Source organism: Streptomyces rubiginosohelvolus (assembly GCF_014649875.1).
Classification (GTDB): domain Bacteria; phylum Actinomycetota; class Actinomycetes; order Streptomycetales; family Streptomycetaceae; genus Streptomyces; species Streptomyces rubiginosohelvolus.
On record NZ_BMTW01000003.1, the window covers coordinates 130,125 to 153,881 of the forward strand.

The 23,757-nt window shown below is 72.6% G+C and carries 22 protein-coding genes; 12 read left to right on the forward strand and 10 right to left on the reverse strand.

Annotated features, from left to right (window positions below; genetic code table 11):
• Positions 1 to 2: 2 nt before the first annotated feature.
• Together IE134_RS10385 and IE134_RS10390 are read right to left on the reverse strand one after the other, a co-directional pair.
• A complete protein-coding gene (locus IE134_RS10385) occupies positions 3 to 1,190 on the reverse strand; it encodes a lipid-transfer protein (protein WP_098895149.1) in 1,188 nt (395 codons plus the stop codon).
• A gap of 31 nt (positions 1,191 to 1,221) precedes the next feature.
• Entirely contained in the window at positions 1,222 to 3,630 is a 2,409-nt protein-coding gene (locus IE134_RS10390) for an acyl-CoA dehydrogenase family protein (RefSeq protein ID WP_189430277.1), read from the reverse strand.
• A gap of 189 nt (positions 3,631 to 3,819) precedes the next feature.
• On the opposite strand from IE134_RS10390, the gene IE134_RS10395 reads away from it, so the two are divergent.
• The 5 genes from IE134_RS10395 (at position 3,820) to IE134_RS10415 (ending at position 9,178) form a co-directional block, all read left to right on the forward strand.
• Entirely contained in the window at positions 3,820 to 5,397 is a 1,578-nt protein-coding gene (locus tag IE134_RS10395; RefSeq protein ID WP_098019935.1) for an MFS transporter, read from the forward strand.
• 124 nt (positions 5,398 to 5,521) lie between these two features.
• A complete protein-coding gene (locus tag IE134_RS10400) occupies positions 5,522 to 6,109 on the forward strand; it encodes a class I SAM-dependent methyltransferase (RefSeq protein WP_229823519.1) in 588 nt (195 codons plus the stop codon).
• Between the two features lie 33 nt (positions 6,110 to 6,142).
• Positions 6,143 to 7,021: an N-acetylmuramoyl-L-alanine amidase gene (locus tag IE134_RS10405; RefSeq protein WP_189430281.1), complete on the forward strand. Its 879-nt coding sequence runs from the start codon at positions 6,143 to 6,145 to the stop codon at positions 7,019 to 7,021.
• A 167-nt stretch (positions 7,022 to 7,188) separates the two neighbouring features.
• Positions 7,189 to 8,052, forward strand: coding sequence for a DUF5336 domain-containing protein (locus IE134_RS10410; protein ID WP_050513547.1), 864 nt, complete (start codon positions 7,189 to 7,191; stop codon positions 8,050 to 8,052).
• Positions 8,053 to 8,167: 115 nt separating this feature from the next.
• Positions 8,168 to 9,178 (forward strand): LLM class F420-dependent oxidoreductase, encoded by a 1,011-nt coding sequence (locus IE134_RS10415; protein ID WP_097972481.1) that lies wholly within the window; start codon positions 8,168 to 8,170, stop codon positions 9,176 to 9,178.
• 22 nt (positions 9,179 to 9,200) lie between these two features.
• Here the strand turns inward: IE134_RS10415 and IE134_RS10420 are convergent, their stop codons facing one another.
• Entirely contained in the window at positions 9,201 to 9,980 is a 780-nt protein-coding gene (locus IE134_RS10420) for a maleylpyruvate isomerase family mycothiol-dependent enzyme (protein ID WP_098019932.1), read from the reverse strand.
• A gap of 116 nt (positions 9,981 to 10,096) precedes the next feature.
• Between IE134_RS10420 and IE134_RS10425 the strand changes: the two genes are divergently transcribed.
• The gene (locus IE134_RS10425; protein WP_030707892.1) at positions 10,097 to 10,546 is read left to right on the forward strand and encodes a hypothetical protein; all 450 of its coding nucleotides are present in this window, start codon (positions 10,097 to 10,099) and stop codon (positions 10,544 to 10,546) included.
• Between the two features lie 13 nt (positions 10,547 to 10,559).
• Here the strand turns inward: IE134_RS10425 and IE134_RS10430 are convergent, their stop codons facing one another.
• Positions 10,560 to 11,135 carry a hypothetical protein gene (locus IE134_RS10430; RefSeq protein WP_030707894.1) on the reverse strand — a complete coding sequence of 192 codons (576 nt, stop codon included), beginning with the start codon at positions 11,133 to 11,135 and terminating at the stop codon, positions 10,560 to 10,562.
• A gap of 128 nt (positions 11,136 to 11,263) precedes the next feature.
• On the opposite strand from IE134_RS10430, the gene IE134_RS10435 reads away from it, so the two are divergent.
• Positions 11,264 to 11,554 (forward strand): hypothetical protein, encoded by a 291-nt coding sequence (locus tag IE134_RS10435; protein ID WP_010057578.1) that lies wholly within the window; start codon positions 11,264 to 11,266, stop codon positions 11,552 to 11,554.
• Positions 11,555 to 11,577: 23 nt separating this feature from the next.
• Here IE134_RS10435 and IE134_RS10440 read toward each other — a convergent pair whose 3' ends face one another.
• The 3 genes from IE134_RS10440 to IE134_RS10450 are packed head-to-tail and all read right to left on the reverse strand — an operon-like array spanning position 11,578 to position 14,745.
• Positions 11,578 to 12,651: a prenyltransferase/squalene oxidase repeat-containing protein gene (locus tag IE134_RS10440; protein ID WP_030707896.1), complete on the reverse strand. Its 1,074-nt coding sequence runs from the start codon at positions 12,649 to 12,651 to the stop codon at positions 11,578 to 11,580.
• Positions 12,648 to 13,379, reverse strand: coding sequence for a class I SAM-dependent methyltransferase (locus tag IE134_RS10445; RefSeq protein ID WP_030707898.1), 732 nt, complete (start codon positions 13,377 to 13,379; stop codon positions 12,648 to 12,650). The genes IE134_RS10440 and IE134_RS10445 overlap by 4 nt, the downstream gene beginning before the upstream one ends.
• Positions 13,380 to 13,431: 52 nt before the next feature.
• Complete coding sequence (locus IE134_RS10450) at positions 13,432 to 14,745, reverse strand: glycosyltransferase family 4 protein (RefSeq protein ID WP_030707899.1); 1,314 nt, start codon at positions 14,743 to 14,745, stop codon at positions 13,432 to 13,434.
• A 264-nt stretch (positions 14,746 to 15,009) separates the two neighbouring features.
• On the opposite strand from IE134_RS10450, the gene IE134_RS10455 reads away from it, so the two are divergent.
• Complete coding sequence (locus tag IE134_RS10455) at positions 15,010 to 15,621, forward strand: TetR family transcriptional regulator (protein WP_097887433.1); 612 nt, start codon at positions 15,010 to 15,012, stop codon at positions 15,619 to 15,621.
• Here IE134_RS10455 and IE134_RS10460 read toward each other — a convergent pair.
• The 3 genes from IE134_RS10460 to IE134_RS10470 form a co-directional block, all read right to left on the reverse strand.
• Positions 15,587 to 16,315, reverse strand: coding sequence for a 4'-phosphopantetheinyl transferase family protein (locus IE134_RS10460; protein WP_229823485.1), 729 nt, complete (start codon positions 16,313 to 16,315; stop codon positions 15,587 to 15,589). The two genes, IE134_RS10455 and IE134_RS10460, sit on opposite strands and share 35 nt — an antisense overlap.
• The gene (locus tag IE134_RS10465) at positions 16,312 to 16,563 is read right to left on the reverse strand and encodes a hypothetical protein (protein WP_030707905.1); all 252 of its coding nucleotides are present in this window, start codon (positions 16,561 to 16,563) and stop codon (positions 16,312 to 16,314) included. Before IE134_RS10465 ends, IE134_RS10460 begins: the two co-directional genes overlap by 4 nt.
• Before the next feature lie 68 nt (positions 16,564 to 16,631).
• Entirely contained in the window at positions 16,632 to 17,495 is an 864-nt protein-coding gene (locus IE134_RS10470) for a class-II aminoacyl-tRNA synthetase family protein (RefSeq protein WP_030707906.1), read from the reverse strand.
• Positions 17,496 to 17,815: 320 nt separating this feature from the next.
• On the opposite strand from IE134_RS10470, the gene IE134_RS10475 reads away from it, so the two are divergent.
• From IE134_RS10475 to IE134_RS10490, 4 genes are read left to right on the forward strand one after another with little or no spacing between them, the layout of a single operon-like run.
• The gene (locus tag IE134_RS10475; RefSeq protein ID WP_030707908.1) at positions 17,816 to 18,922 is read left to right on the forward strand and encodes a phytanoyl-CoA dioxygenase family protein; all 1,107 of its coding nucleotides are present in this window, start codon (positions 17,816 to 17,818) and stop codon (positions 18,920 to 18,922) included.
• Positions 18,904 to 20,220, forward strand: coding sequence for a DUF6271 family protein (locus IE134_RS10480; protein WP_030707911.1), 1,317 nt, complete (start codon positions 18,904 to 18,906; stop codon positions 20,218 to 20,220). Before IE134_RS10475 ends, IE134_RS10480 begins: the two co-directional genes overlap by 19 nt.
• A complete protein-coding gene (locus tag IE134_RS10485) occupies positions 20,217 to 21,989 on the forward strand; it encodes a condensation domain-containing protein (protein WP_189430283.1) in 1,773 nt (590 codons plus the stop codon). The genes IE134_RS10480 and IE134_RS10485 overlap by 4 nt, the downstream gene beginning before the upstream one ends.
• Position 21,990: 1 nt before the next feature.
• Complete coding sequence (locus IE134_RS10490; protein ID WP_189430285.1) at positions 21,991 to 23,271, forward strand: MFS transporter; 1,281 nt, start codon at positions 21,991 to 21,993, stop codon at positions 23,269 to 23,271.
• The last annotated feature ends 486 nt before the right edge of the window (positions 23,272 to 23,757 follow it).

Sequence of the window (23,757 nt, forward strand, 5' to 3'; positions counted from 1 at the left end):
CCTCACCGCCGCAGCAGTGTGACCACCGCCGCTCCGCCGAGCCCGATGTTGTGGGCGAGGGCGGTCCGGGCGCCGGGGACCTGGCGGGGTCCGGCCTCGCCGCGCAGGTGCCAGGTCAGCTCGGCGGCCTGGGCGATGCCGGTGGCGCCCAGCGGATGGCCCTTGGAGATCAGCCCGCCGGACGGGTTCACCACCCACCGGCCGCCGTAGGTGGTGGCCCCGGACTCGACGAGCTTGCCGGACTCGCCCTCGCCGCACAGGCCCAGCGCCTCGTAGGTGAGGAGTTCGTTGACGGAGAAGCAGTCGTGCAGCTCGATGACGTCGAGGTCGTCGGGGCCCAGGCCCGATGCGGCGTACACCTGCTCGGCGGCGGCCTTCGACATCGGGGCGCCGACCGCGTCGATGCAGCTGCCGGAGGCGAACGACGCCTCGGTGTCGGTGGTCATGGCCTGGGCGGCGATCTCCACCGCCCGCTCCCCGAGTCCGTGCCGCTCGACGAACCGTTCGGAAACCACGACGGCCGCCGCCGCACCGTCGGAGGTGGGCGAGCACTGGAGTTTGGTGAGGGGGCGGTGGACGGTACGGGCGGCGAGGACCTCCTCGACCGTGTACGGGTCCTGGAACTGGGCGTACGGGTTGTGCACCGAGTGCCGGTGGTTCTTGGCGCCGACCGCCGCGAGCTGCGCGGGCGTCGTCCCGTACCGCTCCATGTGCTCGCGGGCCGCGTTGCCGAAGATCTGGGCGGTGGGCGGGGACATCTCGAAGCCGTGGGCGGCCGCCATGATGCCGTAGTGCCGGGCGACGGGCGAGGTCGCGAAGTCGCCGCCGCCCGCGCCGCCGCCCAGTGATCCGCGCGCCATCTTCTCGAAGCCGACGGCGAGGACGCAGTCGCTGCCGCCGCCCTCGACGAACTGCCGGGCCAGCATCAGGGCGGTGGAGCCCGTGGCGCAGTTGTTGTTGACGTTGTAGACGGGGACGCCGGTCAACCCCAGTTCGTAGACCGCTCGTTGCCCGGCAGTGGATGCCTGGAAGCAGTAGCCGACGGGGACCTGCTCGACCTGGTCGTAACGGACCCCCGCGTCCGCCAGCGCGGCGGTGCCCGCCTCGCGGACCATGTCCCAGTACTGCCAGTCGCGGGTCTCGGGCTTCTCGAACTTCGTCATGCCGACGCCGACGATGTAGGCCTTCATCTCTTCCGACTCCTCCTGATGGAAGGGGTGTTCAGTCCCGGGGCAGGCCGAGGATGCGCTCGGCGACGACGTTGAGCTGGATCTGGGTGGTGCCGCCCGCGATGGTCAGGCAGCGGGACATCAGGAAGCCGTGGAGGGCCCGCTCCCCCGCCGCCGGTTCGTCCACCGAGCCCTGCGGGCCGAGGAGTTCGAGGGTGAGTTCGGCGACCTTCTGCTGGTGGAGTGTCTGGACGAGCTTGCGGACCGAGGCCCCGGCGCCCGGTTCGTTGCCGGAGACCTGCTGGAGGGTGGTGCGCAGCCCGACGCAGGCGAGCGCGTGGGCCTCGGCGGCGAGGGCCCCGACCCGGGCGCGAACGGTTTCGCCGAGCCCGGCCGAGAGGGCGATCAGGGCCTCAAGACCGCTGTCGAAGGTCAACTGGTCGGCCATGTGGACGCGTTCGTTGCCGAGCGTGTTGCGGGCGACCCGCCAGCCGCCGCCGACCTCGCCGACGACGGCGTCGGCGGGCAGCAGGACGTCGTCGAAGTACACCTCGTTGAAGAGGGATTCGCCGGTGATCTCCTTCAGCGGGCGGATGTCGATGCCCCGGGCCCGCTTCATGTCGACCAGGAAGTAGGTGAGCCCGCGGTGCTTGGGCACGTCCGGGTCGGTGCGGGCCAGCAGGATGCCGTGGTCGGCGGTGCGGGCGGCGCTCGTCCAGACCTTCTGCCCGGTGATCCGCCAGCCCTCGCCGGTCCGTACGGCACGGGTGCGCAGCGCGGCGAGATCGGACCCGGCGTCGGGTTCGGAGAAGAGCTGGCACCACTGGAGGTCGCCGCGCAGGGTGGCCGGCAGATAGCGCTCGCGCTGCTCCTCCGTCCCGTACGCGATCAGGGACGGCACCACCCAGGTGGCGATGGAGAGGTCACCGATCCGGATCCCCTGCTCGCGCAACTCCTGCTGGATCGCGAGCTGTTGTAGGGGGCCGGCGTCCAGCCCGTAGGGGGCGGGGAGGTGCGGGGCGGCGTAGCCGGTAGGGGCGAGGGCGCGGCGGGCCTCACGGGGCGCGAGGCCCCGGGCGGTGGCGAGGTGGGGGCGGGCCTCGGCGCGGTGACGGTCGGCCTCGGCGGGGAGTTCCAGGGCGAGTTCGCGGCGGGCCCCGGTCTCGGCGAGGCGGGCGGCGCGCAGCCGGTGGGCGTCGGCGGGTCCGAGGAGCTGCCGGGCGAGGACGGCCCGGCGCAACTGGAGGTGGGCGTCGTGCTCCCAGGTGAAGCCGATGCCGCCGAGGATCTGGATGGCGTCCTTGGCGCAGGTGTACGCGGCCTCGGGGGCGGTGGCGGCGGCGAGCGCGGCGACGAGCCCGCGCGCCTGGGGGCCGGCCGCCTCGGACCCGGCCGTCTCACTCGCGGCCGCCTCGGACCCGGCCGCCCCATCCTCGGCAGCCTCGGCCCCGGTCTCCTCGTCCACCGCGCGGGCCGCGTCCCAGGTGAGGGCGCGGGCCTGTTCGAGGCGGACGAGCATGTCGGCGCAGAGGTGCTTGACCGCCTGGAACGCCCCGATGGGCCGCCCGAACTGTTCGCGTACGGCGGCGTGCGCGACGGCGGTGTCCAGGCTCCGGGCCGCGGTGCCGCAGGCGTCGGCGGCGAGGAGGACGGTGGCCAGGTCCCGGGCGAGCTCCGGGTCGGCGATCGGCACGGCCCGGTCCGTCGGTACAAAGACGGCGTCGGCCCGCACCTCTGCGGTGGGCCGGGTCGGGTCGACGCTGCGGTGCGGGCGCACGGTGAGCCTCTCCGCCCCGGCGTCCACGAGGAACCAGCGCTCGCCGTCGGGCGTGGCGGCGGGCAGCAGGAGCAGGTCGGCCGCGTCGGCGCTCAGGACGGGCGGGGCGGTGCCGTCGAGGCGGTGGCCGGTCGCGGAGGGGGTGGCGGTGAGGGTGCCGGGGGTGAGGGCGAGGGCGGCGGTGCGGTCCCCCGCGGCCAGCTCCCGCAGCGCCCCGACCAGCGCGTCGGCCGTGACCGGGGCCCCGCCCCTGGCTGGCGCCCCGGCCCCGGCCGACGCCCCTGCCCCGCCGCCCGAGGAGCGGTGCCCGGCCGGCTCCCCGGCCCCGGCGGCCACCACCTGGTGCAGCACGGCGGAGGTGAGCGTCGTCGCGAGGTACGGGCCGGGGAGCGAGGCGTACGCGGCCTCCTCCAGGACGACAGCGAGGTCGAGGAGACTCCCGCCGCCACCTCCGTACGCCTCGGGCAGATGGATGCCGGTGAGCCCCTGGGCAACGAGCGCCTTCCAGTGCGCGGGGCGCACACCGGGGGCGGCCGGGCTCCCCGCGTCGAGGAGTTCCCGCACCTCACCCGGGGGTGCGGCGCGGGCCAGCCACCCCCGTACGGAGTGCGCCAGCGCGCGGTGCTCCTCGGTGATCCCGATGCCGGTACCGACGGCCGTGCCCCTGACCGTGCCCCTGCTCATGCGCGTCTCCGCCGGTCGCAGCCACTGGAACGGCGCAAGAGTAGAACACGTTTCAATCTGACGGAAGGTCAGAAGACTGCCGGATCCGCACAGGGAACAGCCGGAATAGAAGCGCCGCCCGGAAGCGTTCACCCTGCACACACTTGGGGGGAGCCCGGGTGACCGAAGGCTGCCCGGGAGGCCCCACGCATGCGACGGACGCGACAGACACGGCACATACAGGAGCTTCCCGAGCCGCCGAAAGCGCGGCGTTCCGGCGGCATCGTGCCCGTCCTCGCCTTCGCGGGCATCACCGTCGCGGTCATGCAGACCCTGCTCGTCCCGGTCATCAAGGATCTGCCGGTCCTGCTGGACACCGCCCCGGCCAACGCCACGTGGGTGATGACCGCCACCCTGCTCGCGGGCGCCGTCTCGACCCCGATCATGGGCCGCCTCGGCGATCTCTACGGCAAGCGGCGGATGCTGCTCGCCTCGCTGGCCGTGATGGTGATCGGCTCGCTGATCTGCGCCTCCACCGACGACCTGATCGTGATGATCACCGGCCGCGCGCTCCAGGGCTTCGCCATGGGCGCCATCCCGCTCGGCATCGGCATCATGCGCGACGAGCTGCCGCGCGAGAAGCTTGGCTCGGCAATGGCTCTGATGAGCTCGTCCATCGGCGTCGGCGGCGGACTCGCGCTGCCCGTCGCCGCGCTGGTCGCCCAGCACGCCGACTGGCACGCCCTGTTCCTCGGGTCGGCCGGGCTCGGCCTGCTCGCGATGGCGCTCACGTACGCACTCGTCCCCGAACCCCCGCTGCGCGCGCCCGGCTCCTTCGACCTCCTCGGCGCCCTCGGGCTCTCGCTCGGCCTGGTCCTCCTTCTCCTGCCGGTCACCAAGGGCAGCGACTGGGGCTGGACCTCGGCGCCGACCCTCGGGCTGCTCGCCGCCTCCGTGGCCACCCTGCTGCTGTGGGGCCTGTTCGAACTGCGCACCCCGGCGCCGCTGGTCGATCTGCGCACCACCGCCCGCCGCGAGGTGCTGCTCACCAACCTCGCGTCGATCATGGTCGGGGTCGCCTTCTACGCGGTCTCCCTGGTCCTTCCGCAACTGCTCCAGCTGCCCACGTCGACCGGTTACGGCCTCGGCCAGTCCATGGTGGTCGCCGGGCTCTGCGTGGCCCCGCTGGGCGTGACGATGATGTTCGTCGCCCCGCTGTACGCCCGGATCTCGGCCCGCCGGGGCCCCAAGGCCACGCTGATGCTCGGCATGCTGGTCATCGCGATCGGTTACGGGGCCGGGCTCGGCCTGCTCTCCGCCGCCTGGCAGACCGTGCTGATCGCGGTGGTGCTCGGCGCGGGCATCGGCCTCGCCTACTCCTCGCTGCCGGCCCTGATCATCGGGGCCGTCGACCCGTCGGAGACCGGCGCGGCCAACGGTCTCAACACCCTAATGCGGTCCATCGGCACCTCGGTGTCGAGCGCCGTCATCGGCATGGTGCTGGCCAACACCTCCGCGACCATGGGCTCGGTCGAGGTGCCGTCCATGGAGGGATTCCGGATCTCGTTCCTGATCGCCACGGGCGCGGTGCTGATCGGCCTGGTGCTGGCGGCGTTCCTGCCCGCGCAGCGGCCCTCCGCGCACCCGGTGCTCCTGGCGAGCAGCGCGGACGCCGGACCGGGCCCCGCCCCCTCCCCCGTGCCGGTCGCCCCGGTCGCCGCCACGGCCCCCGCCGAGGCCGTCGGCCGGAACGTACGGCACGATGGGTCGCCGTCGACCGGCCCGTGAGCCGCCCCGCCCCACCTGGAGGAACCCCGTGACCGCCGCCGCTTCCGCTTCCACCTCCGGACCCGCTGCGGCCGCCGGACCCGGGCCGGAGATCCTCGCGGCGTTCGAGGCCGCCAAGGGCTTCATGCCGGTACACGAGGGCCTCGCCCTGTACGCCGCCGCCACCGGGGCCGGTGCGCTCGGGCTGCCGCTGCTGGAGGTGGGCACGTACTGCGGGCGCTCCGCGATCCTGCTGGCGGACGCGGCGCGGAGCGTCGGGGTGACCGCGCTCACCGTGGACCACCACCGGGGCAGCGAGGAGCAGCAGCCGGGCTGGGAGTACCACGACCCGAGCGTGGTGGACCCGGAGGTCGGGCTGATGGACACCCTCCCCACCTTCCGCCGCACCCTGCGCCGGGCCGGCCTGGAGGACCACGTGGTGGCACTCGTCGGGCGTTCCCCGCAGGTCGCCGCCGTGTGGAGCGGACCGCTCGGGCTCGTCTTCATCGACGGCGGGCACACCGACGAGCACGCGAACGCCGACTACGAGGGCTGGGCCCCGCATGTGGTCGAGGGCGGGCTGCTGGTGATCCACGACGTGTTCCCCGACCCGGCCGACGGCGGGCAGGCCCCCTACCGGATCTACCGGCGGGCGCTGGCCTCCGGGGCGTTCACGGAGGTGTCGGTGACGGACTCGCTGCGTGTGCTGCGCCGCACGGGCGCCGGGATCTGAGCCGCCGGACGGCCGCATGGGTAGCATCGCCGCGTGCCGTACGACGACTGCCCTCCCCCCACCCGCCGTGCCCGGCCCCTGTCCGTGGCCGCCGCGCTGGCCGCCGTATGTCTGACCGCCGCCGGATGCGGCGGCGGCCCGGAGACCGGCGAGGCCGGTGCGGCCTCACCCCGGCCGGGCGCTGACGCCGCCACCTCGGCGGCCCCGACGCCGACCGGGAAACAGCCGCTGCCGAAGGGCCCGCTGACCGGCCGGACCGTGGTGATCGACCCCGGCCACAACCCCGGTAACCGCGATCACACCCGCGAGATCAACGAGCAGGTCGACATCGGCACCGGCCGCAAGGAGTGCGATACGACCGGGACGGCCACCAACGACGGTTACGCGGAGGCCCGGTTCACCCTGGACGTCTCCCACCGGCTGCGCGCACTGCTGGAGGCCGAGGGCGCCCGGGTCCGGCTGACGCACGACGCGGACCGGCCGTTCGGGCCGTGCATCGACGAGCGGGCCCGGATCGGGAACGAGGCGAAGGCCGACGCGGTGGTCTCGGTGCACGCGGACGGATCCGCGGTGGGCAACCGGGGCTTCCATGTGATCCTGCCCGCCGGGGTGAAGGGCGGTGGGGCCGACACCTCGAAGATCGTGAAGAGTTCCGCCGATCTCGGCGCGAGGATCGCGGGGCACTTCGCCCGTACGACCGGAAGCGCGCCTTCCAATTACATCGGCGGAAATACCGGCCTGGACACCCGCGATGATCTCGGTGGACTGAATCTGTCGACCGTGCCCAAAGTGTTCGTCGAATGCGGCAATATGCGTGATCCGAAGGACGCCGCGCTGCTCACCGCCGCGAGTTGGCGGCAGAAGGCGGCCCAGGGACTGGCCGACGGCATTGCCGGCTACCTGAAGGGGTAGTTCTGCGGTGATATTGGGGGGATAACCGTTCATGATCCGGGCTCGGGAGCAACCCGACCGGGCAGACGATAGATTCATCCGTACGATGGGGAGCCGCTCCCGAGCTTCGAGCCGCACCGGCGGCAGCGACGACCGCCCCGACGAGACGACCGACTAAGGACCTTCACGTGAATATCCGATCCCTCACACGAGGCGACGGCGTGGTGATCGGAGCAGCGGTCGTGCTGTTCATCGCCTCTTTCCTCGACTTCTCCAGCTACGACTGCCCGCAGGGCGTCGACTGCTCCCGGTTCGACAGCCCGAACGCCTGGGACTCGCTCGGTCTCCTGATGAGCGTCTTCCTCGCGGGCGTCATCGGCGCGGCGCTCCTGATCGTCAGCCGTGCGATGCCGGGCCGGAAGGTCGTCGGGCTGGACCTCGGCCAGTTCGGCGTGGCGCTCACCGTCTTCGCCCTGTGGACCGCTTTCTGGACGATCCTCGACGTCAACAACGCCGGAGCCGGCCTGATCCTCGGCCTGCTGGCCGCCCTCGTGCTCGCCGCCGGAGCAGTGGCCGGCCCGCTGGTCCCCGCGCTCAAGGCCCCGCTCCTCAGCCCGTCCGGCCCGTCGCAGGGCGTGCAGGGCGGCCAGCAGCCGTACGGTGCGCAGCCCGGCCAGGGCTACGGCTTCCCGGGCGGCCAGCAGCAGGCGCCGTACGGTGCCCAGCCGAGCCAGGGTTACGGCTACCCGGGCGCGCCCCAGCAGGGCCAGCCCGCCCAGGCCGACCCGGCGCAGGCGCAGCAGGCCCAGGCCCAGGCGCAGCAGCCCGCGCAGGGCGGTGCGGCCCCGGCGGGTGACTTCACCCCGTTCTGGTTCGCCGTTCCGGTGGCGCGCCCGCTGTACGGCGAGGACGGTTCGCCGAACCCGATCGCCGAGCTGGCGCCGGGCACCTGGTACCTCGCGGTGGAGCAGCGCGGCCAGAGCCTGATCGCGCAGACGCAGGACGGCCGTCGCGGCGTCCTCCAGGACACCACGGGCATCCAGCGCGGCTGATCCCCGACGCGTACCCCGCGGCCCCTCGCCCTTCCGGGCGGGGGGCCGTTGTCGTACAGTCCACCCCGCACCCAACGCTTCTGACACACCGTCAGTCACGGCTGGAGGGAACGGTATGCGGCTCGGACTCGCGCTCGGCTACTGGGGCCGCGGCCCGGACGCCGGCCAACTCGGCCTGGTCCAGGAGGCGGAGCGGCTCGGCTACGCGTCGGTGTGGACGGCGGAGGCCTGGGGCTCGGACGCCTTCACACCGCTGACCTGGATCGCCGCCCACACCTCGCGGATCCGGCTGGGGACCGGCATCGTCCAGATGGCGGCGCGCACCCCCACCGCGACGGCCATGCACGCGCTGACCCTGGACCATCTCTCCGGCGGCCGGATGCTGCTGGGCCTCGGCCTGTCGGGCCCGCAGGTGGTGGAGGGGTGGTACGGGCGGCCGTTCCCGAAGAGCCCGCTGACGGCGACCCGGGAGTACGTCGAGGTGATCCGGCAGGTGCTGGCGCGGCAGGGGCCGGTCGAGCTGGCGGGCCGCTTCCACTCCCATCCGTACGCCGGTCCGGACGCCACCGGGCTCGGCAAGCCGCTGAAGCCGATCACGCATCCGCTGCGCGCCTCGCTGCCGGTCCTGCTGGGGGCGGAGGGCCCGAAGAACATCGCGCAGACCGTGGAGATCGCGGACGGCTGGCTGCCGCTGTACTGGTCACCGCTGCGCACCGATGTCTACGAGACCTCCCTCACCGGGCTCCGGGAGGGGTTCATGGTCGCGCCGATGGCCCGCGCGCACGTCTGCGACGACGTGGCCGAGGGGCTGTGGCCGGTGAAGGCGATGCTCGGCTTCTACATCGGCGGGATGGGGCACGCGGCCCGCAACTTCCACGCCGACCTGATGGCCCGCATGGGGTTCGAGGAGGAGGCCCGGCGGATCCAGGAGCTGTTCCTCCAGGGCCGCAAGGAGGAGGCGGTGCGGGCGGTGCCGGACGCGTTCGCCGACGAGATCTCGCTGATCGGGCCGCGCGCCCGGATCGCGGAGCGGCTGGAGCTGTGGCGCACGGGACCGGTGACCGATCTGCTGGTCACCGCACCGGACCCGCACACGCTGCGGGTCCTGGCGGAGCTCAACTCCTAGGCGGGACAGCCCAGCAGGGTGCTCAGCCGAACGAGGACCGGTCCAGCCAGAAGTCCAGCAGCGCCGCGTCGCCGAGCACCTCGACCCGTGAACTGGTGGGCTCCAGGCGGCGGTTGAAGACGAGCATCAGATCGGTGAGGGTGCCGCGCAGGGCGACCGTGGCCTTGTCGTGCGCGTGCCGCCAGGTGAAGCGGTCGTCGCCGAACTCGATCAGCCACTCCGCGCCGGGCACATCGGTGGCGTGCAGATGCAACGACCGCCCGCCGCCCCGCAGTTCCGCCGCCTCCGGGTCGCCCTCCTCCTGGGCCAGGGCGACGATGCCGAGCCACTCCTCGATGGTGTCGGCGGCCACCTCGGCGTCGACCTCGTACGGGGCGCGGGCGGCGAGCGCCGCGTCCGCCCGGTGCACGGCCGTCTCGTGCGTCATGCGACGCGCCCAGAAGGCCGCACGCTGTTCGGTCACCCACGTCCACACCTCGGCGGCCGGCCCCGCCTCCCGCAGCGCGGCGACGGTGGCGGCCGCACCTTCGGCGAGCCAGGCGTCCAGCGCGGCCGGGTCCTCACTGTCCGGCCCCTCGAAGCCGGGCACCTTGTCCTCCGGGAACTCCTCGGAAGCACGGGTCCGGACGATCTCACCGACCCAGCGGTGCGCGCCGCCGACATGCACCGCGAGCTCGCGGAGGGTCCAGTCGGGGCAGCTGGGGACGGTCACGCCGAGATCGGCACCGGTCAGCACCGCGCGCAGGGCGTCGGTCTGGGCCAGGATCTCGTCGCAGTAACGGTCGTGGGAGAGAGACGTCATGCGGCACCTTAACCGGCGGCACCTGGGATGATCATTCCGATATCCGCCGGTCGTCGCCCCGCTCACCGACGGAACCATGAAGGCACCCATGCGAAGAAGGGCTACGCGACCCACTGATGCGCTTCTCCTCCGACGACCTCGTCTGCCGCATCGCCTGCAATCTGGAGCAGGTGCACACCGCCGACGAGGCGATGCGTGCCTGGCTGCCGCTGGTCTCCGAGCTCCGGCCGGTGTCGGCGGCGTTCGAGGCGGCCCATCCGGACGGCCTGCGCCGGGGCTACCTGGCCGACCTCCTCGTGGTCTCCTCCCTTCAGGACGGGGCCGGCGGCGGGAGCACCCGGAGCCGGCTGCTCGCCACCGTGGACGCGCTCGCCGTACGCCTCGGCCTGGACCCGGCGGACTTCGAGACCGACGAGGACGGCGCCGGCGGAGCGCTGGAGGCGAAGGACGAGCAGGACGGCTCGCCCTACGGCGCGTATCTGGTGCTCGCCCTGACCGGTGCGGACCCGCTGAACCCCGACGGCGAGGAGAAGGACTACGCAGACACGGGTGAGGACCTGCCCTGACCCTCGCGTGCCGCTATCCGGTCAACTGGGAGGTGGAGGGAACCTTGTCCTTCACCTCGGCACCCGCGTCCTTGCCCGCGTTCTTGATGCTGTCGATGACGCTCTCGAACGCTCCCACGTCGCCCTCCCCCGCCTCGCCCTTGCGGAGCTTGGTGCCCAGCCCCTTGAGCGATTCGATCCCGGCGGTGAGCGGGGCGACGGCCTTCGAGAGCAGCGGGTCGCCCTTGGCGTTCCTGGCCGCGGCCTGGAGCCGGTTGTAGGCGAACCCGCCCGCCAGGCCCGCCTTCACGAGGGCGAGCCTCCGGCCCTCGGCGCCCTTCTTGAACGTCCCGGCGCGGTACGGCTTCACGATCCACTGGTACGTCGCCCCGGCCGCCAGCCCCGCGTTGGCGACGAACCGGGTCTTGGCGAGCCGCTGCTTCTCGGCCGAGGCGGATACGGAGACGGAGGGGCTGGCGGCGGCCGAGGCGCTCGCGGCGTTGCCGCCCGAGGTGTCGTCGGAGTCGCCGCACGCGGTGGCGCCCGCCACCAGGGCGCAGGACAGCAGCAGCGCGGCCAGGGTGCGGCCAAGCGGTACGGAACGGGGCACGGCGGGGCCTCCTGACCGAGAGTGACGAATCTCGACACTCCCGCCCAGACTCACCCGTTCCTCAGGGGGCGGCCACCCGGCAGGGGCCGTCCGGGTTTCACCCTGCGTAAAGCGGCAACCAGAGTTCCATGTCTCCCAGAACCCGTTCAGGTAGCAGCTCAGCGGCACGCGTGATAGCCGTCGTGGCCGACATCTTGGCCTTCATCATCATCCTGTGGATCCTGATGTACCTGCTGGACGCCAACCGCGGCAACGACTTCGTGCAGTGGGTGCACGACGCGGCCCGCTGGCTGGCCGGCTGGTCGTACGACCTGTTCACGTTCGACAAGACGTGGGCGAACGTGGTCGCCGGTTACGGTCTCGCGGCCGTGGTCTACCTCTTCATCGGGCATGCCGTGGCGGGCCGGATCCGTCGCTGAACCGGCGCCACCCCAGGCGGTGTTCAGCGGCAGCAGTCCGGCTCCAGGCCGACCGGCAGCCGCTCGCCCCCGAAGACCGCGGTGGTCGCCTCGTCCCCCCCGAGCGCGGCCACCGCGAGCAGCAGGGAGCCCGCCGTCCAGGTGGTCAACTCCTCGGGCCAGACGGCCTTGTTGCCCTCGAAGACGTACCCCGTCCAGTACAGCCCGCCCTCGGCGCGCAGGTGCTGGATCGACTGGAGGATCTCCAGGGCCCGGTCCGACTCCCCCGTCGCCCAGAGGGCCAGGGCGAGTTCGCAGCTCTCGCCGCCGGTCACCCACGGGTTGGGCAGCACGCAGCGCACCCCGAGGCCGGGGACGACGAAGCGGTCCCAGCCCTCCTGGATGCGGGCGGTCGCCTCGGCCCCGGTGACGGCGCCGCCGAGGACGGGGTAGTACCAGTCCATCGAGTAGCGATTCTTGTCGAGGAACCGCTCGGGGTGGCTGCGGATCGCGTGCGCCAGCGCCCCGGTCGCCAACTCCCAGTCGGGCTGCGGCTCCTCGCGGCGCTCGGCGATGGCCAGCGCACAGCGCAGCGCCTGGTGGATCGAGGAGGATCCGGTCAGCAGCGCGTCGTTCACCGGGGTGCCGTCGGCCTCCCGCTTCCAGCCGATCTGGCCGCCGGGCTGCTGAAGCCGGAGCACGAACTCGACCGCCGCGTAGACCGTGGGCCACATCCGGTCGACGAACGCGTCGTCGCCGGTGGCGAGGTAGTGGTGCCAGACGCCCACGGCCACGTAAGCGCAGAAGTTGCTCTCCAGGCTCCGGTCCGTCGGCTGCTGCGGATCGCCGTCGTGGTAGGCGGCGTACCAGGAGCCGTCGGCGTTCTGGTTGCGGGCGAGCCACGCGTAGGCGCGGGCCGCCGCCTCGTGCTCGCCGGCCGCGTCCAGGGCCATCGCGGCCTCGGTGTGGTCCCACGGGTCGAGGTGGTGCCCCCGGAACCAGGGCAGCGCCCCGTCCTCCCGCTGTACGGCGGCGATCGCGGCGACCGTCTCGGCGGCCTGGGACACCGTCAGAACACCCGGCAGAACGAGGTGTTCGGTCTGTTCGGGAGTGCTCACGCCTCGGCCTTCGGCAGGTGCGGCTTGGTGGCGTACGCGACGAAGCTCTTGCCGACGACCGGGTTGAGGAGCTGCTCGGCGACCCGGGTCGCGAGCGGCTTCTTCATGATGTCCCAGACCAGCAGCTTGTGGTACGCCCGCACCGGCAGGGCCTTGTCGTTGTCGACGCCGAAGGCGCACTTGAGCCACCAGTACGGCGAGTGCAGGGCGTGCGCGTGGTGGGTGCCGTACGGCTTGAGCCCGGCCTCGCGGATCCGGGCGAGGAGCTGGTCGGCCTTGTAGATGCGGATGTGGCCGCCCTCGACCTCGTGGTACGCGTCGGAGAGCGTCCAGCAGATCTTCTCGGGGCCGTAGCGCGGGACGGTGATCGCTATCCGGCCGCCCGGCTTGAGCACCCGGACCATCTCGGCGAGGACGCCCTTGTCGTCCGGGATGTGCTCCATGACCTCGGAGATGATCACGACGTCGAAGGAGTCGTCGGGGAACGGCAGGTTGAGGGCGTCGCCCTCCATCGCGGTGGCGGTGGCGCCCTCGGGGGCCTCGCCGGCCTCCTTCATCGCGGCGAACCACTTGGCGACCTCGCGGATCTCCTCGGCGTTCTGGTCGAGGGCGACGACCTGCGCTCCGCGCCGGTAACACTCGAAGGCATGCCGGCCGGCACCGCAGCCCAGGTCGAGCACTCGGTCGCCGGCGGCGAGCGGGAAGCGGGTGAAGTCGACGGTCAGCACGAGGGCCTGCCTTCGAGGTCGGAGGTACGGGTTCCGGTAAACGCGGTCGCGGTCACCTGCGGACTCCGCGGGCGGTGATCGCCTGACGGTACAGCTCGGCCGTTCCGGCGGCCGCCCGGGCCCAGGTGAAGTTGGCCAGCACCCGTGCGCGGCCCGCCGTGCCGAGCCGGGCGCGCAGCTCCGGGTCGGCCAGCAGCCGGGCCAGCGCACCGGCCAGCGCGTCCGCGTCGCCGGGCGCCACCGCGAGGCAGGTCTCGCCGTCGCGGCCGGAGACCTCGGGGATCGCGCCGCCGGTGGTGGCGACGAGCGGGGTGCCGGTGGCCATGGCCTCGGCGGCGGGCAGCGAGAAACCCTCGTACAGCGAGGGCACGCAGGAGACCTGGGCGCTGCGCACCAGGTCGACCAGCTCGGCGTCGCTGATGCCCTTGACGAACTCGACGGCGTCCGCGAGCCCATGCCGCTCGATCGCGCGGGCGACCGGCCCGTCCTCGGCGCGCTTGCCGACGACGACGAGGTGGGCGGCGGGGTTCTCGGTGCGGAGCTTGGCGAGCGCGTCGACGAGGTGGACGAGGCCCTTGAGGGGGACGTCGGCGCTGGAGGTGGTGACGATCCGGCCCGGGACCTCGGGGACGGAGGGGTCGGGCGACCACAGGTCGGTGTCGGCGCCGATGTGGACGACGCTGATCCGGTCCTTGCGTACGCCGAGGTCCTCGACGATCTCGTCGCGGGAGGAGCCGGAGACGGTGAGGACGGTGTCCAGCTTGCGGGCGACCCGCTTCTGCATCCGCGTGAAGGCGTACCAGCGGCGTACGGAGGCGCGTCGGCGGCGACTGGTCGCGGCGGCCAGGTCGAGCCTGCGGTCCACGGTGATGGGGTGGTGGATCGTCGTCACGAGCGGGGCCCCGAGGTCGCCGAGGAGCCCGTAGCCGAGGGTCTGGTTGTCGTGGACGACGTCGAACTCGCCGCGCCGGGCCAGCAGATGGCGGCGGGCGCGCAGGCTGAAGGTGAGCGGTTCCGGGAAGCCGCCGGTCCACATGGTGGCGACCTCGGCGAGGTCGATCCAGTCGCGGTACTCGCCGCGCTTCGGGGTGCGGAAGGGGTCGGGCTGCCGGTAGAGGTCGAGGCTGGGCAGCTCGGTCAGCGGGACGCCCTCGTCGAGCACCGGGTAGGGCTGCGCGCCGATGACCTCGACGCTGTGGCCGAGGCGCGCCAGCTCGCGCCCGAGGTGGCGGACGTACACGCCCTGGCCACCGCAGAACGGATTGCCCTTGTAGGTGAGGAGTGCGATGCGCAACGGCCGGTCGCCGGTCCCGGCGATGCTGCCGTCGCCCGTGCGGGGGCCTGTCTCCACGGCCTCAGCGGTCACACTCGGCCCCCTTCTGACTGCGTGTTCGCCGGAGCGTAACCGGTCGCGCTAATCTAGAACAAGTTTCAGACTTGCTAGAACAAGTTTCATACTTGATCGCTCGACGTGCATCGAATCTACCGGCAGGTAGCGACGGCGGAACGGCCGGATCAGGTGATTCGCGCCACGGCGGACGCCCCTGGCATGCTGTGCGCGCCCGGACCGCCCGCTTCGCCCGTCCGGGTGGATCAAGCCATGGATCGTGGATCGTGGAACGGGGACAGCATGACCGCGGACGCCAGACCGGCAGCGCCTGCGCTGACCGAGCGCCAGGAGGCCCGTCGCCGCCGCATCCTGCACGCCAGCGCCCAGCTGGCCAGCCGGGGCGGGTTCGAGGCGGTGCAGATGCGGGAGGTGGCCGAGGCCGCCGGGGTCGCGCTGGGCACGCTCTACCGCTACTTCCCGTCCAAGATCCATCTGCTGGTCGCGACCATGCAGGACCAGCTCCAGCACCTGCACACCACGCTCCGCAAGCGCCCGCCGGCCGGCGACGACGCGGCCCAGCGGGTGGCCGAGACGCTGATGCGCGCCTTCCGCGCCCTGCAACGCGAACCGCACCTCGCGGACGCCATGGTCCGCGCCCTCACCTTCGCCGACCGCAGCGTCAGCCCCGAGGTGGACACGGTCTCCCGGCTCACCACGGCGATCATCCTGGACGCGATGGGCCTGGAGCACCCGACCCCGGAGCAGCTCTCGGCGGTCCGGGTCATCGAGCACACCTGGCACTCGGCGCTGATCACCTGGCTGTCGGGCCGGGCGTCGATCGCCCAGGTGAAGATCGACATCGAGACGGTCTGCCGCCTCATCGACCTGACGGCGGGACCTGACCGAGGCTGAGCGACGGCACGGGGGCCTTGGCGGCTCCGTCGGCTGCGGCGCCCCTGTCAGCCCCGTCAGCTCCGTCCGCTCCGTCCGCTCCGTCCGCTCCGGCGAGGGCCACCACGGCCGCGCGGCGCCGGTCCGTCCATTCGGTCAGCCGGACGTCGTCCCTCCCCGCCTTGAACAAGGCCTCCCGCCGGACCCACAACCGCAGCAGCGCCGGACCGGGATCCGGCTCGGCGCAGGCGGCGTCCACCTCGTCGTGCGGCAGCAGCCGCCTCAGTACGGAGACGGGCCCCGGCCGACGCGTCAGGGGCTCCACGTCGATACCGACCGGGCCCGGCCCGACCACCGCCGCTGCCAGACCGTCGGCATGGCTGAGACTGGCGCCGAGCCCGGGGCGGTCCGGAAGATACGGCCGACCGTGCCCGTCCCGCCCGCACCCGGGGCAGCGCTGGGCCGGCTCCACGTCACGTGGCGGCAGCCCGGTGACCCGGGAGGCGCACAGCCGCAGCAGCAGCCGGGCCGCCACCACGTCGTCGCGCCGGGCGGGCACCCGGATGCCCGCGAGCCGGTGCCGCTCCCAGGGGGCGAGCAGGCCCTCGTCCAAGTCCGGATGGGCCAGCACCTCGGCGGTGGTCGCGACGAGCGCCACGGCGGCCGCGCCCACCCGGCCGGGACCTGTGCCCACCCGGCCGGGACCTGAGCTCACCCGGCCGGGACCTCCGCGTGGCCGGCGGGGTCGAGGAAGCGCTCCTTGACGCGGGCGAGGGTGCGGAAGTCGTCGATGGTGACCTCCTGCAGATCGATGCTGCTGCCCGAGATCTCCTCCAGGAGATCGACGAACTCCAGGAAGTCCATGGAGTCGATGAGGCGGGCCTCGATGAGGTCCTCGTCCACGCCGATCGGGCCGTCGAGGCCGGGGTTCTTCTCGTGGAGCCACGCTGAGACCTGGTCCATGGGGGAAATCGCTCCTCTTGCTGTTCTGGTGACCGAACCGTTCCGGCGGCCGACGGACGGGGTGGAGGTCAGGAACCGGTGACGGCGGCCCGGAGCCGCTCCAGCGCCTGCTCGGCCGTGCCGTGGGCGAGGATCATCGCGTGCACCCAGCGCTCGACGCCGAAGGCGACGCAGGAGCTGTACGCGGGCCCGTGGGAGCCGGCGCGGATGCCGAGCCGCTCGCCGAAGAAGTTGCGGTGCCGGTTGACGGAGGCGATGGCCGTACCGTCGGGGGCGCTGTACTCGTACTTGACCGGGTCCAGTGCCATGAGGCGGGCCCGCGACCCCCCGTTGTCGTAGAACGGGTCGTCGGCCGCCGCCCGGGTCAGGGTCAGGCCGAGCCGCCCCGCCACCTCCTGGACGAACTCCCCTCCCCGCGCCTGGTGTTCGGTGGCCCCGTCCTTGGTCCCGAGGTAGAGCACCTCACGCATATGGAACCCCCACAGGCGGCGCAGGCCGTCGTAGTGGGTCTCGTTGCGGAAGCAGCGGCCGACCGCCGAGAGCCGCAGCCCGTCGTCACCGACGTCCTCGCCCTCCAGGGAGAGCAGCAGGCCGTAACAGGTCGCGGACGGCAGCACATGGCCGGTCGGCTGGAGCGGGAGATCCTGGGGCGAGCCGCCGGAGGCCAGACCGTCGAGCGCGTCCGGGCCGAACCGCCCTGCGGATACGCCGAGATGGGGAAAGTTGCGGAAGAAGTCCAGCCGCGCAAGGCCGTCGACGGAGAGCAGGGGCGGCCCCACCACTTCGGGGGCCGAGAGCTGTGCGGCCAGGCCGGTCAGGAGGTCGTCCAGGCCCCGCAGCAGGGCGGTGCGGACCGGGTCCAGCGTGATCAGCCCGGCGCCGGGGCTCTTCAGCTCGATGTCCGGCAGGGCGGTGATGCTGGGTGTGTTCATGGGACCGCGTCTTTCTGAAAAGCGGGTTGACAGGTCGTCACGAACCCGACCGCGCCCTTGGACACTAGGCCCGCTGCTCGCTTGTTGTCTAGACCAAAAATACCGAACGCCAGGTATCGGCTCCATGGCCACCTGGCACAGGACGGCACGCCATATCCCCATATGTAACGGGCACTTGACAGTCCGGGCGGTCTGGACCAATCCTGCTGATCGACGTGGTCACGGCTCCTCGCACCACGGCACTGCCATCCGTCCCGCCGACCGCGGCGACCCCGCTCCCCCGGGGTCGCCGCGCGGCCGGCCGAGGAGAAGAACCTGCCATGAACCTCATGACGACCCCCGCCCCTCGCCGCCGTCCCCGCCTGCACCGCGCGGCGTCGGACATCCCGTACTTCAGCGCGGACGGCGAGGCCTACCTCGCGCAGACGGCCCTGCGGGAGCTCGACAAGTCGCGTCCGCTGCGGGTGCTGTCCGAGGAGGACTTCGCCCACTGGCAGACGTACGGCTACGTCATCGTCCGCGAGGCGATACCGGCGGCAACAGCCCGCCGACTGCTCGACTTCACCTGGGAGTTCCAGGGCCTGGACCCCGAGCGGCCGGAGAGCTGGTACGAGGACCGGCCACTGCGCTCCGAGCTGGACCAGCAACTGCACATCTACGGCTTCGTCGAGGCGTACCACCACCAACTCCTCTGGGACAACCGGCAGTCGCAGCGGGTGTACGACGCCTTCGTCGACGTGTGGGACTGCGAGGAGCTGTGGGTCACCCTGGACCGGCTCAACCTCAACCCGCCCAACCGGGGCAACCGCGACCGCGCCCTGATCGAGGCGACGGACCGGGGCTTCGACATCGAGCTGCACTGGGACATCGACACCACGCTCGCCGTGCCGCCCCAGCGGGTGCAGGGCATCATCGCGCTCAACGACACCCGGCCGGAGACGGGCGGTTTCCAGTGCTGCCCGGAGCTGTTCCGGCAGTTCGACGCCTGGAAGGTCGCCCAGCCCGCGGACCGGGACCCGTTGCGCCCGGCCATCGACCGGGACGAACTCCCCGTCGTACGGCCGGATCTGCGCCCCGGCGACCTGCTCATCTGGAACGGTCTGCTGGCCCACGGGGTGGCCCGCAACCTCTCCGAGAACGGGGTGCGGGCCGTGCAGTACCTGTCGATGATGCCCGCCCTGGAGGAGCACGAGCGGCTGCGCAAGTCCCGGGTGGAGTCCTGGCGCCATCTGCGCACCCCGCGGTGGAACCGCACGCTGGTCGGCGACCCGGTGCTGCCCGAGTCCAAGCGCTACCCGACGGCCGAGCTGAACCCGCTGGGCAGCCGGCTGCTGGGGCTGGCCTCCTGGCAGGACCCGGTCGAGGACACAGCGGCCACTGCACCCGCCGCCGCAAGCGGGGAGCCTTCGTGCGCCGCGTCTGCCTGACCCTGCCCACGCACCGGGCATGCACCGGGACGATCACGGCGATCGCCGAGGAAGCGGCTTACGGGGCAAGGGAGCTCGGGGCGGAGGTGCACCTCCTGATCCTGGACTCCTCCCCCGCGCCGGTGCTTACCGAGCACCGGCAGGCGGTGGCCGCGCTGTTCGCGCAGCCCGGGGTAACCGTCCACCACCTCGACGAGGACGAGCAGCGGACCTTCCTGCGCGAGGTGGCGACCCGGTCCGCCGGGGATGCGGCTTCCGCGGACCGGCTGCTGGAGCTGATGCTGCCGTCCCGCGTCTCCTACGGGGCGTGCACCAACCGGGCGTTCCTCATCGCCCAGGCCCTCGGCTGCACGTCCGTCCATCGCCGGGACTCCGACAGCCGCTACCAGCGCGCCGACGGCGAGCCGGTCTTCCCTCTCCACCAGGAACTCACCTACCTCGGACAACGGGCGGACAACGTAAGGAAGTCGGCGACGAGGAGCAAGCTGCCGCCGGGCTCGGGAGACCGGCGGGTGGCGGTGGCGGGCGGCTCGTTCGTGGGCGAGATGTCGGTGGACGTCGCGGAGATCCGCGACCTCGACCCGGACACGTACGGCGAACTGGTCGGCCTGTCACTGCCCGAGGGCTCCCCGTCGATCTGGCGCAACCACCTGATCGACGCGTCGTTCCGGGGCGCGGGGAACGGGACGTTCGACGGCGACCACGCCACGCTCGCCCCGATCAGCCCGATGCGCGTGGACATGTGCAACGTGGCGCTGGACCACGAGGTCTACAGCCGGGTGCCGCTGCCGCCCGCCACGGACACCATCGGCACCGACTACTTCCTGCTTCACCTCACCCACGACGCCCGGCTTCCCGGCCTCCAGCACAACCGGCACATCGTGAACTTCCATACGGAGGAGCGGCGTACGGACGCCGGGTTCCTGGCGTACCAGGTCCGGTTCGCGAAGTTCCTTCTGGCGAAGGCGTATCTGAACACGGTGTACGCGAGGACGGCGGCGGCCGGTGACGCGCTGCTCGACGCGGAGGGCCACATCGAGGCATCCACGGTGGCCGGCTTCGTCCGGGACAGCGTCGGCCTGGACCGTACGGACGTGGCCCGCCGCCTGGACGTCATCGACCGGGCGTACCGCCGGCTCGGCGGCCGCTACACGACGGTCGCGGACACACTCGCCGACCGCCGCTCGCGCCTCCTGGACGAGGCCCGCGACGACATGGCCGACTTCGCCCACCTGATGGACCACTGGGAGGCCCTGACCGGTGCGAGCGCCGAAGCGGGCCTGGCCGTGACCCGATGACCCCGACCCCCGCCGTCGGCAAGGACACCATGCACCAGAACCCTCCGCCCCTCACCACGACCACGGTCACCGTCGCCTACGCGGGCGGTGACGAGCGCCGGGGCCCCGTCACCATGGGCCAGGCCAACATGATCCGCTGCATCCTGCGGGACGACCCGACCCACATCAACATCCACGATGTGTGGCCCGTCCCGGAGGGCACCACCTCGGCGGCCGTCACCGACGCCCTGCGGGCCCTGGCCGTACGGCACGAGGGGCTGCGCACCACCTTCCCGCACCCGCCGGGCGCGGCACCGGTCGGCCAAGTCGTGTCGGCGGAGGGCACGTTCACGGTGACCGTCCTCGACCACGCCGAACTCCCCGGCGATCCGGCGGAGTACGCGGAGTCGGTGGCGCGGGCGGCGCGGGCAGGGCGCTTCGCCCTCGATCGGGAGTTCCCGGTGCGGATCACCCTGCTCACCGTGGCCGGACAACCGGCCTACGTGGCACTGGCGTTCAGCCATGCGGTGGCGGACGGCAGCGCGATGGCCATCCTGCGCGAGGAGTTCGCCGAACTGCTGGCGGGCAAGGAGCTGCCGGGGCTCACGTCCCTGCCCCCGGTCGACCTGGCCGCCGTGGAGGCGTCCTCGGCCGGGCTGCGGAAGTCGGAGGCGTCCCTGCGGTACTGGGAGCGGATCCTCCGCACCGGGCCGCAGGAGATGTTCGCCGAGCCGCGCGGCAGGAGGCCGGGCACCGACGAGGAGGCCCGGCAGCTGACGCTCCGCTCGCGCCGGGGGGCCCGGGCGCTCGCCGGGGCGGCCCGCCGAACCGGGCACCCCGAGGCCACCGTGCTGATGGCCGCCTGGTGCGCCCTGGTGGCCCACCGGGCGGGCCAGGACAGCTGCGTCACCGCCGTTCCGAGCGCCAACCGGTTCCACGCGCGGGTCGCCCGTTCGGTGACCACGACGTCCCAGGACGCGCTGCTGCACCTGGACGTCCGGGTGGAGACGTTCGACGCGCTGGTCGCCCGGACGTGGGGGGCGGTGCTCAACGCCTACCGGCACAGCCAGTTCGACTCCGTACGGCTGTGGGAGATGATCGACCGGGTCACCGCCGAGCGCGGCAGCCACTTCGGCCGGGACGTGGTGTTCAACGACGTGAGCGCCCTGCCCGCCCCGCTCCTGGGCACGGACGCGCAGGAGCGCGACGACGCCGAGCAGGAGCTGACCTGGGGGCCGCCCCAGGCACTGCCGACCCGGCTGCTCGCCTTCACGTACCGGACGGCCCCCCAACTGCACATCTCCCTGTGGGCCGCCCCCTCGGTCTTCACCCCCGAGGAGGCCGAGGGTTTCCTCTCCGGGCTGGTCCTGCTCCTGGAGGCGGCCGCCGCCGGGGACGTGCCGATGAAGGCGCTGGCCGAGGTGACGGGAGTCCGCCCCGCCGAACGCGGGCCCGACTGGCTCCGGGTGGACGGCTGCTGGGTCTCGCCCGACGCCGTGCGCGAGACCCTCGGCCGGGCGGTGGGCGGACTGCCGGTGCGGGTGCAGGTGACCGAGACGTCCGGCGCCGAGCCGTACCTGACGGCGTACATCGCCCTCGGCGACACCTCGTTGACACCCACCGAGGCCCACCGGGCGCTGACCGCCCTCATCCCGGCCGCCGGTTCGGGGGTCCTGGCGCCCCACCGCTACGTACTCGTGGAGAACCCGCCCACCGAGCCGAACCGGAGCGACGCATGGCGTCGACTGAACACCATCGATGAAGGGACCGGCAGAAGCCGGCAGGTGTGACATGAGCGTTGACGACACGACCCTCCCGCAGCAGTCGGCCACGCTGCCGAGCCCCTGGCGATCGACCCGGTTCCGGCTGTTCTTCACGGCCCGCAGCGCGTCGCTGCTGGCCGACGGCATGCTGATGGTCTCCCTGACCACGGCGGTGCTGGGGGCGGGCCACGGGGCGAGCGGCGTCGGGTACGCGCTGGCGGCGTGGATGACCCCGATCGTGCTGCTGGTGCTGTTCGGCGGGGTGCTGGCCGACCGGTTCACGCCGCAGCTGATGATGATCTGCGCGGACGTGGCGCGCATGCTGGCCATGCTGACGCTGGCCACGCTCCTCTTCTCCTCCGACAGCGTCCCCCTGTGGCAGATCATGGGGTTGATGGCGCTGAGCGGGGCCGCGACGGCGATGTTCCAGCCCGGGATGGCGAGCATGGTCCCCCGGGTCGCGGAGGACATCCAGAAGGCCAACGCCCTGCTGCGGATCTCCGAGGCGCTGAGCACGCTGCTGGGCCCGGGCCTGGCGGGCATCCTCGTCGCGTACTGGCAGGTCTCGGGCTCGTACATCGTCATCGCGGCGGCGTACGCGCTCAGCGCCCTCGTCCTCCTCCCCCTGCGCAAGCTGCACACGGAACGCGACGAGGGCGACGCCCCGATGTGGCGCAGGCTGGCGACGGGCTGGCAGGAGTTCCGGTCCCGCCAGTGGCTGTGGGGCGTGATCGCGGTCTGGTCGGTGTACGGCCTGTTCGTGTTCGGCCCGGCGCTGCCGCTGGGGGCGGCGCTGATGATCGAGCAGCACGGGGCGAGCGGGTACGGCTGGATCGCCTCGGCGGACGGCGCGGGCACGATCATCGGCGGCCTGATCGGCATGCGCGTCCGCCCGCGCCGCCCCTTGGTCGCGGGCGCCCTGGCCATGCTCTGCTTCGCGCTCAACCCCCTGGCCCCGGCGCTGGAATGGTCCTTCGCGGCCACGGCGATCGCGCATGTCATCGCGGGTTACGGCTTCGCGTTCTGGGGCGTGATGTGGGCTACGAGCGTCCAGTCACACATCCCGCTGACGGTCCTGAGCCGCGTCTCGGCGTACGACGTCGCGGGCTCCATCATGGTCATCCCCCTGGGCCGCGCCCTGGCGGGCCCGGCGGCGGACGCGTTCGGCGCGAACGAGGTGCTGATCTTCTCGTCGGTGATGTCGTGCGCCCTGCTGGCGGTGATGCTGAGCGTCCCGGCGATCCGGGCGCTGCGGCGGGCGCCGGAGGGCGTGCTCCGGCCGAAGGCGGAGGGCGAGCCGGCGGTCTGATCTCGCGCGATCAGACCCGCACAACTGTCACGTCGTACTGCTGGATCCAGTCGCTCCGCGTGACGAGCACGAGGCGATGGGCCTGCGCCTGGGCGATGAGCAGCCGGTCGAAGGGGTCCTCGTGGACCAGGGGCAGCCGCCCGGCCCGGACGCCGTGGGCGGCGGTGACGGGAGGCTCGGGAAGGCGAGTCTTCGGCGAGCGTAAGGCGGTCCGGCCGCAGGACGGCCAGGGTCCGAGGCCGGGCCCTGCGCACTTACGCCATGCTGCGCAGCACCGCGTACGGCGATCACCTCAGCAATCCCGCTCACGACAGCATGGCCTCTGCCTGCTTTGGAAATCCCCGGAGCCCGCCGGCCCGCCCTACCTCGATCCGGACCGAGGCGATGCACTGCGTCCGGTCTGAGGCATCTGCCCGGCCACCCCCTCCCCCGAGAGCAGGTCATTGTCTTACTGAGCTTCTTCGGAACGGCCATGATCGGGTGACG

What these genes read in the sequence shown, in the direction of transcription:
- IE134_RS10485 (WP_189430283.1), top strand. Translation starts at nt 20,217, where the DNA reads ATGACCCCGACCCCCGCCGTCGGCAAGGACACCATGCACCAGAACCCT.
- IE134_RS10415 (WP_097972481.1), top strand. Translation starts at nt 8,168, where the DNA reads ATGCGGCTCGGACTCGCGCTCGGCTACTGGGGCCGCGGCCCGGACGCC.
- IE134_RS10465 (WP_030707905.1), bottom strand. Translation starts at nt 16,563, where the DNA reads ATGGACCAGGTCTCAGCGTGGCTCCACGAGAAGAACCCCGGCCTCGAC.
- IE134_RS10400 (WP_229823519.1), top strand. Translation starts at nt 5,522, where the DNA reads ATGCCGGTACACGAGGGCCTCGCCCTGTACGCCGCCGCCACCGGGGCC.
- IE134_RS10470 (WP_030707906.1), bottom strand. Translation starts at nt 17,495, where the DNA reads ATGAACACACCCAGCATCACCGCCCTGCCGGACATCGAGCTGAAGAGC.
- IE134_RS10425 (WP_030707892.1), top strand. Translation starts at nt 10,097, where the DNA reads ATGCGCTTCTCCTCCGACGACCTCGTCTGCCGCATCGCCTGCAATCTG.
- IE134_RS10455 (WP_097887433.1), top strand. Translation starts at nt 15,010, where the DNA reads ATGACCGCGGACGCCAGACCGGCAGCGCCTGCGCTGACCGAGCGCCAG.
- IE134_RS10390 (WP_189430277.1), bottom strand. Translation starts at nt 3,630, where the DNA reads ATGAGCAGGGGCACGGTCAGGGGCACGGCCGTCGGTACCGGCATCGGG.
- IE134_RS10475 (WP_030707908.1), top strand. Translation starts at nt 17,816, where the DNA reads ATGAACCTCATGACGACCCCCGCCCCTCGCCGCCGTCCCCGCCTGCAC.
- IE134_RS10435 (WP_010057578.1), top strand. Translation starts at nt 11,264, where the DNA reads ATGTCTCCCAGAACCCGTTCAGGTAGCAGCTCAGCGGCACGCGTGATA.
- IE134_RS10490 (WP_189430285.1), top strand. Translation starts at nt 21,991, where the DNA reads ATGAGCGTTGACGACACGACCCTCCCGCAGCAGTCGGCCACGCTGCCG.
- IE134_RS10395 (WP_098019935.1), top strand. Translation starts at nt 3,820, where the DNA reads ATGCGACGGACGCGACAGACACGGCACATACAGGAGCTTCCCGAGCCG.
- IE134_RS10385 (WP_098895149.1), bottom strand. Translation starts at nt 1,190, where the DNA reads ATGAAGGCCTACATCGTCGGCGTCGGCATGACGAAGTTCGAGAAGCCC.
- IE134_RS10420 (WP_098019932.1), bottom strand. Translation starts at nt 9,980, where the DNA reads ATGACGTCTCTCTCCCACGACCGTTACTGCGACGAGATCCTGGCCCAG.